Annotated in this window: 10 protein-coding genes; 7 read left to right on the plus strand and 3 right to left on the minus strand. The window is 75.2% G+C overall.

Annotation, left to right across the window (positions count from 1 at the left end):
* Positions 1-52 precede the first annotated feature (52 nt).
* Positions 53-745, minus strand: coding sequence for a hypothetical protein (locus tag IH44_RS0137250; protein ID WP_051818117.1), 693 nt, complete (start codon positions 743-745; stop codon positions 53-55).
* Positions 746-1,083: 338 nt separating this feature from the next.
* On the opposite strand from IH44_RS0137250, the gene IH44_RS0137260 reads away from it, so the two are divergent.
* Entirely contained in the window at positions 1,084-2,415 is a 1,332-nt protein-coding gene (locus IH44_RS0137260) for a hypothetical protein (protein WP_030464278.1), read from the plus strand.
* A 174-nt stretch (positions 2,416-2,589) separates the two neighbouring features.
* On the opposite strand, the gene IH44_RS0137265 is transcribed toward IH44_RS0137260, so the two are convergent.
* A complete protein-coding gene (locus tag IH44_RS0137265; RefSeq protein WP_014134349.1) occupies positions 2,590-2,859 on the minus strand; it encodes a GlsB/YeaQ/YmgE family stress response membrane protein in 270 nt (89 codons plus the stop codon).
* A gap of 283 nt (positions 2,860-3,142) precedes the next feature.
* On the opposite strand from IH44_RS0137265, the gene IH44_RS44960 reads away from it, so the two are divergent.
* The 5 genes from IH44_RS44960 to IH44_RS0137290 all read left to right on the plus strand — a co-directional run bounded on the left by IH44_RS44960 (position 3,143) and on the right by IH44_RS0137290 (position 7,414).
* Complete coding sequence (locus IH44_RS44960; RefSeq protein WP_051818119.1) at positions 3,143-4,135, plus strand: hypothetical protein; 993 nt, start codon at positions 3,143-3,145, stop codon at positions 4,133-4,135.
* Between the two features lie 134 nt (positions 4,136-4,269).
* A complete protein-coding gene (locus tag IH44_RS0137275) occupies positions 4,270-5,061 on the plus strand; it encodes a hypothetical protein (RefSeq protein WP_030464280.1) in 792 nt (263 codons plus the stop codon).
* A gap of 166 nt (positions 5,062-5,227) precedes the next feature.
* On the plus strand, positions 5,228-5,737 hold the full coding sequence (locus IH44_RS0137280) for a MarR family winged helix-turn-helix transcriptional regulator (RefSeq protein WP_081967355.1): 510 nt from the start codon (positions 5,228-5,230) through the stop codon (positions 5,735-5,737).
* Positions 5,734-6,591 carry an ATP-binding cassette domain-containing protein gene (locus tag IH44_RS0137285; RefSeq protein WP_030464282.1) on the plus strand — a complete coding sequence of 286 codons (858 nt, stop codon included), beginning with the start codon at positions 5,734-5,736 and terminating at the stop codon, positions 6,589-6,591. The genes IH44_RS0137280 and IH44_RS0137285 overlap by 4 nt, the downstream gene beginning before the upstream one ends.
* The gene (locus tag IH44_RS0137290; protein ID WP_030464283.1) at positions 6,551-7,414 is read left to right on the plus strand and encodes an ABC transporter permease; all 864 of its coding nucleotides are present in this window, start codon (positions 6,551-6,553) and stop codon (positions 7,412-7,414) included. The genes IH44_RS0137285 and IH44_RS0137290 overlap by 41 nt, the downstream gene beginning before the upstream one ends.
* Positions 7,415-7,451: 37 nt before the next feature.
* Here IH44_RS0137290 and IH44_RS0137295 read toward each other — a convergent pair whose 3' ends face one another.
* A complete protein-coding gene (locus tag IH44_RS0137295) occupies positions 7,452-7,892 on the minus strand; it encodes an SsgA family sporulation/cell division regulator (protein WP_030464284.1) in 441 nt (146 codons plus the stop codon).
* A 326-nt stretch (positions 7,893-8,218) separates the two neighbouring features.
* On the opposite strand from IH44_RS0137295, the gene IH44_RS0137300 reads away from it, so the two are divergent.
* Positions 8,219-9,439: a CdaR family transcriptional regulator gene (locus IH44_RS0137300; RefSeq protein ID WP_051818121.1), complete on the plus strand. Its 1,221-nt coding sequence runs from the start codon at positions 8,219-8,221 to the stop codon at positions 9,437-9,439.
* The last annotated feature ends 35 nt before the right edge of the window (positions 9,440-9,474 follow it).

A 9,474-nucleotide genomic window follows, 5' to 3' on the forward strand; every position in this document is an offset into this window, starting at 1 on the left:
CCCCCCGCCCCCCGACCCCCTGGCCCCGCGACCGCCACTTCGTCGCCGGACGTCAGTGCTCCAGGTCGGCGCGCATCAGGACGAACTGCTCGGCGGCGTCGGCCGGCGCGGTGCTGGGGAACAGGGCGACGCCGGCGGTGCTGTTGTCGACCCAGCCGCACAGGGCGTCGGAGCCGAGCGGGAAGCACTCCAGGTTGCCGCCGAGCGGGCCGGCCTGGTACTGGGCGGAGCCGCCGGGGTCGCCGGTGGAGCCCTCGCCGCGCGCGTAGTCGATCAGGCCGCGCCACAGGTGCTCGCGGCGCTTGCTCGGGTCCTCGGGCACGTTGTCGACCCCGGCGAACAGCACCGAACGTCCCGAACCTCCCGCCTTGGGGCGGTAGTTGGCCTCCACCAGGGTCATCCCCTCGCGCATCTCGCCCGGGTCCACCGGCACGTCGCTCAGCTGGGCGTCCCCGGTCGCCCGGGCCAGCCCGCCGGCCGTGCGCGCCTCGGTCAGGGTGTGCTTGCCGCCCGGTTGGACCGGTCTGCTGGACGAGGGCGCGGCCCCCGTGGACGGCGGCGCGGCGGGCGAGGACTTCGGCGCGGCGGGCGAGGACTTCGGGGCGCTCGCCGCGGGCGAGAGCGCGGGCGAGGCCGCGTCCCCGCCGTCCGTCCCCTCCGGGTCGCAGGCGGCGAGGGCGAGCACCGCGACCAGCGCCGAGGCGGCGAGCAGGGCACGGGCGGCGAGTGGCTGACGTCCGGTCATGACGGGAGTTCTCCTGTGTGGGTGCGTACGGGTCGGAGGACGGTGCGGCCGGGCTGCTGGACCCGGGCACCGGTCACGGGCACAGGACGCTACGGGCGTCGGACCTGCGGACGGGGCGAAGACGCCGTTTCCGGACCGCATCGGGACCGGACGGTGACACGTCGCCGCCCGCCCGCGCCCGGGGCAACGGAAACCGTACGGCCCGGGGCGGCGGAAAACCGGTTGGCCCGGGGGCGGCCGGCGGCGATGATCGGGCGGGCGTGCGCCCCGGCGGGGCCGGAAGTGCCGCGCGCACCCGATCCCGAGAAGGACTCCGAACGACTCCAGGAGGAGACTGCGTGCACCCCGATCTCGCCAAGGCCCGTGAACTGCTCGACGCCGGTGACCCGCAGGGCGCCGTGCGGGAACTGCGGGCCCGGGCCGAGAGCCTGACGGCCGGTGAACTCGCCCCGGCCGTCGCGGCGTTGGCCGAACTGGCGGGCATCGACGAGCTGGCGGCCGCGGCCGCCGCGCTGGCCGCCGACCCGGCCGGGCCCGGCCCGCTGTACGCGTACGGGTACGCCTGCATCGAGCACGGCCTGTCCGAGTTCGCCGTCCCCGCGCTGCGCCAGGCGCTGCGGGCCGGCACCGGGCCCGCCGCCGAGGAGCCCAAGCGGCGGCTGTTCGGCCGCTCCCGCTCCGCCGGGCCGGCCGTCTCCCCGCGGCAGGTGCTGCTGGAACTGGCCGTCGCGCTGGAGGACGGCGAGCGGCACGCCGAGGCCGTGCAGCTGCTCCGGGAGCACGACGGGATCACCGGCGACTGGCCCGACCGCTACCTGCTGGTGCACAACGCGCTGATGGCCGGGGACCTCGCCCTCGCCCGCGAGGTCTTCGCCCGGCTCGCCGCCCCCGACGACACCTGGCGGCCCGCCGCCGACCGGATCCGCCGCACCCTGGCCCGGGCCGCCGCCGTCCCGCCCGCCGGCCCGGCCGACCTGCGCGGCTGGCACCACGTCCTGACCGGCGGCCTGCTCGCCACCCTCTCCCCGTTCGGCCACGACGCCGGGATGACCGGCCGCTGGGCGTACCTGCAGGGCGGCTGGGACGACTGCCGGCTCGGCCTGGAGCGCCTGCGTCTGGTGCTGGAGGCCACCGGCCGCCGCCCGGCCGCCGTCGCGCTGCTGCCCGACCGGGGCAGCCGGGCGCTCGGCCTGGCCGCGGCCGAACTGCTGGGCCTGCCCGCCGCCCCCTACCGGCCGGGCACCCCGGACGCGCTGGTGCTGGCGTACGACCTGAACGAGGTGGACGGGGAGCTGCTCTCCGCGCTGCACGAGCGCGCCCCGGGCGAGGTGCTGTACGAGCACGCCACCTGCTGGACCGACACCCCCGCGGTGTCCGCGGACGTCTGCGGCCTGCTGGTGCAGCGGATCGTCGCGCCCTGGGAGCCGCGGATGGCGATGGGCGAGGACGGCGAGGTCACCCGTTCCCCGGCCGACGACCGCCCGGCCGAGGAGCTGGCCCGGGAGGTCCTCGCCGCCTCCGCCGAGCCCGACCCGGGCGACGGGGCGACCCCGCCGGACCCGGACGCGGCGCTGGCCGACTTCGCGGCCCGGGCCGCCGCCACCTGGGCGACCGGCAGCCGGGACCGGATCCGCTCGGCGGGCCCGGTCCGCAGCTCCCGCTTCGCCTGACGGCCGGAGCCTGCCGGGGCCGTGCCGGAGCCTGCCGGGGCCGTGCCGGGGCCTGCCGGGGCGGGGCCGGGGAGGCGCCCCGGCCGGCCCCCGGCACGCCGCCGCCCGCCGGGCCGGGGGCCGGGCGGGCGGTACGGGTGTCGGTGTCTGAGTCGGGGTCGGTGAGAGGGGCGGCTACCTGCCGGGTCGGGACTTGCTCCAGGCCGGAGCCACGAAGGCGACCAGCACGACGGCGAAACCGATCTGCAGGAAGTGCCTGATCCAGTCGATGCCGCCGGTGTGCCGCACGCCGATCCAGCCGGCCACCAGGTTTCCGAGCAGGGCGCCGGCCGCGCCGAGCAGCATGGTCAGCCACCACGGGATGGACTGCGGCCCGCGCAGGATCAGTTTGGCCAGCACGCCCAGCACGAAGCCGATCAGCAGAATCCAGAGGAGTTGGAACATCGGAGCCCAGCCTTTCCGGTCGGGTGCCGGCAGCCGGCCCGCACCTCGGCCGGTCGGTCGCGGAGAACCGTGCGCGGGGCCGCCGGCGGGACGGTCCGCACCAGCCATGATCGCGCGCCCCGGGCGCTCGGGCATCTCGGCGAACACCCGTCCGACAGGTTTGCAAAGCCTCGGCAAAGGGTAGCGGCGGTAGTCGAACCGACGGGTCCGGTGATTGCGTCCGGACCGGGTGTGATGGGATAAACGACCTGAGCAGACATCAAGTCCTACGGGGGGACACAGGATGGCAGCGGGCTTCGGCTACCAGGCGGGCGAACTGGCGAAGATCCAGAAGGACTTCCAGGCGATCCAGCAGCGGATGGGCGAACTGTCCCAGCGGACCGGCCAGATCAAGGACGTGATGGCCAGGGCCGTCACCACCGACCTCGCGGCGGGCGCCCTCGGCGGCATCATCGGCTTCGGCGCGGTGGTCGCCCAGGTGCGCGAGCGGGTCAGCGCGATCGAGCAGCAGATGGCGGCCCTGGAGGCCACCAAGAACCAGCTCACCAAGAACCTCGGCAGCGACGTCAGCAAGCTCGGCGTCGTCGCCAAGGAGTACGCGGAGGCCGAGCGCCGGGCCCGCGAGGGCGTCGAGAAGCCCGGCAAGGGCGGCCACCCCGGGCAGCCGGCCGGCCCGAAGAAGCCCACCGGCGGTGGCGGCAGGCACGAGACCAAGCCCACCGGCCCGAAGAAGCCGATGCCGCACGGCCCGAAGAAGCACGACGGGGGCGGCGGTGGCCACGGCCAGGACCCGACGCCGACGGTCTCCCACGAGGGCGCGATCAAGGTCGGCGAGGTCACGTACGGCGGCGCGGGCAAGTACAAGAGCGGCGAGGCCGCCTGCCGCGAGTACATCGCCAAGGCGCTGGACGCGATGGGCGTCACCGACCCGCAGGCCCGCGCGGCCTGGACGGAGGGCATGCTGACCATCGCCTCCCGCGAGTCCTCGTACAACGCGCCCGGCTCGCAGATCAACGCCTGGGACAGCAACGCCCACGGCGCCATCGTCGGCGACGGCAAGCCCGCGAACTGCTCGCGCGGCGGCTGGCAGTGCATCCCGAGCACCTTCGCGGCCAACCACGTCAAGGGCACCTCCACCGACATCTACGACCCGGTGGCCAACGTCGCGGCGTCCATGACGTACATCCGCAGCCGGTACCACGTCTCGCCGGACGGGCACGACCTGGCCAGCAAGGTGCCGCAGGCCAACCCGCACCACAAGCCGCAGGGCTACTGATCCGGTCCGCCCCCGCCGCGGCCGTCCCGTCCGGGGCGGCCGCCGCCCGGCCGGGTGGCCACACCGGCGCGGACCGGGCCCGTCCCGCTCCGCGCCCCCCTTCCGCCGTCCTCGAACTCCCAGGGATTGAATCCGTGCGTTCGCTCCGCCTCACCGCCGCCGCGGTGGCCTGCCTGTCCGCCGTCGCCGTCCTGACGGCCTGCGACCCCGAGGGCACCGACACCGGTGACAGCGCCGCCTCCGCCGCGCCCTCCACCGCGTCCACCGCCGCGCCGTCCGCGGCCGGCTCCGCGTCGCCCGCCGCGTCCAAGAGCCAGGGCGCCCCCGAGGCCACCCCCGGAAAGGCCGGGCGGCTGCCCGCCGGGGTGTGGATCGACCCGAAGGCCGTGCCGCTGAACTCCGCCCTGCACTGGAAGGCCGGCCCGGCGAAGGTGCTCGGCGAGAAGGGCAGGCTGCGGATCGAGGAACTCTGCAAGATCCCGCGCGAGGACTCCTTCGCCGAGGTCCCGATGGTGGAGACCGCCGCGCTGGGCGGCGCCGCCGGCGACTGGGCGGCCGACGAGACGATCGCCAGCTTCGGCTCCTCCGCCAAGAGCAGCGGCGCCGCGCAGAGCGCCTACGGCCTGCTCTCCGGCGTCACCGAGGGCCTGAAGGGCTGCGCCTCCACCGTGCCGGGCGCCACCGTCAAGGTCACCGTCGAGGACGGGATGACGGTCGCCGCCACCCTCACCGTGCCGCAGTCCGGCGGCGGCAGCACCGAGGTGCACGAGTACCTGACGGCGAAGGACGGCACGCTCGCCGAGCTGACCCTGCACGCCCAGCTGCCCAAGGGCGGCCACCCGAAGACCGCCTGGGCCGGCGGCTCCGACGACGCGGTGCTGAACCCGCTGGCCGCCCCGGTCTGCACCGCCTTCGCCGACTGCTGAGACCCGCCCCCGGCACCGGGCCGGTCCGCGCACCCGCGCGGGCCGGCCCGGCGGCGTTCCTGCCGGCGTTCCCCGCGGTGTCTCGGGCGGCGTTCCCGGAACCTTGCGGAATTCTTCACCGGACACCCCTCGACCGATGCCTCTCATTCAGAGCTAAAATCGGAGGGTGAGCGAACAACCGGCGCGAGCCCCGGAGAGCACCGAGACCACCGACACCGCGGAGCCCGAGGAGCTGGCCGCGCTGCTGGTCGGCATCCAGCGGCTGATCCGCCGCCAGCTGCGCGCCGGGCTGGCCGGGCCGCGGCTGCGCGGCGCCCAGGTCGAGCTGCTGCGGCTGGTCGCGGACACCCCCGGGATGCGGGTCTCCGAGGCGGCCGAGGAGCTGTTCCTGGCCGGGAACTCGGTGTCCACCCTGGTCAACCAGCTGGTCGGCCAGGGCCTGCTGCGCCGCGAGAGCGACCCGGCCGACGGCCGGGCGGTGCTGCTGCACGCCACCGGGGAGGCCGTCGAACGGCTGGCCGCCTGGCGGGTCCGGCGGGCCGAACTGGTCGGCGAGGTGGTGGCGGAACTCGATCCGGCGGACCGGGCGGCCCTGACGGCCGCGGTGCCCGCCCTGCGTGCGGTCGCGTCCGGGCTGCGGGCCCGGGCGGCCGCGGAGGGGAGTGCGGAGGGATGAGCGAACCGGAGCAACCGGCCGTCGAGTGCCGGGAGTTGGTGTACAGCTTCGGCCACGGCCGGGGGAAGGGGCCGGTCACCCGGGCGGTGGACGGCGTCGACCTGGAGGTGCGCCCCGGCGAGGTGTTCGGGCTGCTCGGGCCGAACGGCGCGGGCAAGACCACCACCATCCGGGCGATCACCACCCTGCTGCCGACCGCCCGCGGCATGGTGCGGGTGTTCGGCCACGACTGCGCCACCGACCGCACCGGGGTGCGGCGGCTGCTCGGCTACGTCCCGCAGGCGCTGTCCGCGGACGCCGGGCTGACCGGGCGGGAGAACGTCGCCCTGTTCGCCCGGGTCTTCGACGTGGCCCGGGCCGAACGGGCCGAACGGGTCGCCCAGGCGCTGGCCGCCGTCGACCTGACCGAGGCCGCCGACCGGATGGCCGGGACGTACTCCGGCGGCATGGTGCGCCGGCTCGAACTGGCCCAGGCCCTGGTCAGCGCGCCCCGGCTGCTGGTGCTGGACGAGCCCACCATCGGCCTGGACCCGATCGCCCGGGCAGGCGTCTGGGAGCGGGTCGAGGCGGTCCGCCGGGCCACCGGCATGACCGTGCTGGTCACCACCCACTACATGGACGAGGCCGACCGGCACTGCGACCGGATCGCCCTGATGGACCGCGGCCGGATCCGCGCGCTCGGCACCCCCGAGGAGCTCAAGGCCCGGGTCCGGGCCGAGGACCCGGCCCAGGACGCGCCCACCCTGGACGACGTGTTCCGGCACTTCTCCGGCCGGGCGCTGACCGACGACGCCAAGGAAGGGGAGTTCTCGGATGTCCGCCGCACCCGCCGCACCGCCAGCCGAGTCGGCTGAACAGCCTGATCCCGCACCGGAGTTGGGACTGCTGCTGGTCCCGCCGAAGGCCCGCACCGGCTGGCGGGTGGTCCCGGCCCGGGTGGTGGCGATGTGCACCGTCGAGCTGCAGAAGCTGCGGCACGACCGCACCGAGCTGTACACCCGGGCGATCCAGCCCGCCCTGTGGCTGCTGATCTTCGGCGAGACCTTCACCCGGCTGAAGGCGATCCCCACCGGCGGCACCCCGTACCTGGACTACCTGGCGCCGGGCATCATCGCGCAGTCCGCGATGTTCATCGCCATCTTCTACGGCATCATGATCATCTGGGAGCGGGACTCCGGGGTGCTCACCAAACTGCTGGTCACCCCGACCCCGCGGGCCGCGCTGGTCACCGGGAAGGCGTTCGCCGCGGGCGTCAAGGCGGTGATCCAGGCGGCCGTGGTGGTGGTGCTGGCCGCCGTGCTCGGCGTCGGGATGACGGCCGATCCGCTGCGGCTGCTGGGCGTGGCGGTGGCGGTGGTGCTCGGCTCGGCGTTCTTCTCCTGCCTGTCGATGACCATCGCGGGCATCGTGCTCACCCGGGACCGGCTGATGGGCATCGGACAGGCCATCACCATGCCGCTGTTCTTCGGCTCCAACGCGCTCTACCCCGTCGACCTGATGCCCGGCTGGCTGCAGGCCGTCAGCCGGGCCAACCCGCTCAGCTACCAGGTCGACGCCCTGCGCGGCCTGCTCATCGGCACCCCGTCCCACCTCGCCCTGGACTTCGGCGTGCTGGCCCTGGCCACCGTCGCCGGGATCACCGCGGCCTCCGCGCTGCTGGGGCGGCTGGCCCGCTGAGGGCCCGGCCGGGCGGGGAGGCCGAGCGCGACCGGGCTCAACAGCCGGGCTCGGACGCCCCGTTCGCCGCGAACAGCGCGTCCAGCGCCCGGTCCACCCGGGCGCGCTCGGCCTCCCCGCCGGGCCGGACCAGCTGCAGCGTCCGCCGCACCCAGGCCGCCACCAGGGCGGCGGGGGCCTGCAGGAAGGCGTCGCCCTCCGGGGAGCAGAGCATCAGGGTGACCATCCGCCGCCCGTCCACCACGGCCGGCCACACCCGCACGTCCCCCAGCCCGGTCGGCCGCAGCAGCCCCTGCACCAGCAGGTCCCGGGCGAAGAACCAGCCGATCGGCTGCGCCGAGTCGACGTGGAAGGCGATGTGCACCGCGTACGGGTCGTCGGCGCAGTACACCAGCCGCGCCGGGACCGGGAAGGCCTCCTCCGGCGACAGCAGCAGATCCATCACCAGGTCCAGGCGCAGCTCGGCGGGGCTCTCCATCACGGGTGTCTTCTCCACTCGGTCCGGCCCGGCGGGTCCGGGCTGGTCTGAGCAGGAGACTAGAGCCGCCCGGCGCACCCCGGACGCCGCCGGACGCCGCCGGGCGCCAACGCTGTCCGGACGAACAGCCGGGCCCCGGTCCGGCCTGTGGGCGGCGACAAAACCCTCCCCCCAACGGCCTGACGCACCGTCAACATCCACCCCCGCCCTCACCCGGGGAACGCCCGTGCGGGAGCCGCCCGTCCCGGCACCCCACGGCGTGTGCGCCGCCCGGCACGCCCCCGCGCCGACCGGACGCGCCGCCGCGCGCCGCCTAGGCTCACCGCATGGGCACCCGACTCACCGACGCGCCGGTCGACTCGGCCGCGCGACTGGCCGGCCACCTGCTGAACCGACTCACCGAGATCACCGAGGAAACGGTCCGCCGGATCCGCGGCGGCATGAGCGTGTACCGCAGCGCCGGGCCGCTGCCCGCCGGGGACCTGAGCGAATCCGTCCGCAGCAACATCGAGTTCACCCTGCGCCGGCTCGCCCACGAGGACGGCCTCTGCCTGGAGGCCCCCCGCCGCACCGGACGGCTGCGCGCCGAGCAGGGCGTCCCGCTGGCCACCGTGCAGTCCGCGTTCCGGATCGGCTTCGCCAACCTCTGGGAGACCATGGCCACCGAGTCGCTGCGCCACGGCCTCGCCACCACCGAGGAGTTGGTGCAGATGGCCACCGACGTCTGGCGGTTCAACGAAGAGTCCACCAACGCCATGATGAACGCCTTCAACGAGACCACCGCCCTGCTGATGGTCCGCCGCGACCAGGAACGCTCCGCCCTGGTCGACGTGGTGCTGCGCGGCGGCATGGGCAACCCCGGCTCCGTCCTCGAAGCCGCCGACATGCTCACCCTCCCGTACGACGGCACCTTCGCCGTGGTCGTCGCCCACGCGCCCGGCCTCGCCCGGCAGGCCCTGCCCGACATCGAACCCACCCTGCGCGAGCACGACATGGGCTCCGCCTGGCGGCTCACCCCCGACGCGCACATCGGCATCGTCTCGATGCGCGCCGCCGCCGCGATCGACCTGCTGGTCGACACCCTGCGCAGCCAGACCGTCCGCCGGGCCGGCGTCAGCCCCTGCTACACCCGCCTCGACCAGACCCCGCAGGCCCTGCACCTCGCCCAGGTCGCCCTCGCCAGCTCGGGCCGGCCCGACGAGACGGTCACCCTGTTCGACGACAACCCGCTGCCCATGCTGGTCGCCTCCGCGCCCTCCACCGCCTCCCGGATCGGCAACCAGGTGCTCGGCCCCGTCATGGAACTCCCCGACGGCCAGCGCGAACAGCTCCTCACCACCATGTCCACCTGGTTCGCCGTCGACGGCTCCGCCGACAAGGCCGCCAAACTCCTCTACTGCCACCCCAACACCATCCGCTACCGGCTCCGCCGGATCGAACAGCTCTCCGGCCGCTCCTTCGAACGCCGCCTGGACTCCGCCGAGTTGTACATCGCCCTGCAGGCCGTCCTGCACCTGCCCGAAGTGGTCCGCGACCCGCTGGAGTGACCTCGGCGGGCCGCGGTCGGGGGTGGTGGGGGTGG

Origin of the sequence: Kitasatospora sp. NRRL B-11411, from assembly GCF_000721345.1 — a bacterium.
GTDB classification, from domain to species: domain Bacteria; phylum Actinomycetota; class Actinomycetes; order Streptomycetales; family Streptomycetaceae; genus Kitasatospora; species Kitasatospora cineracea.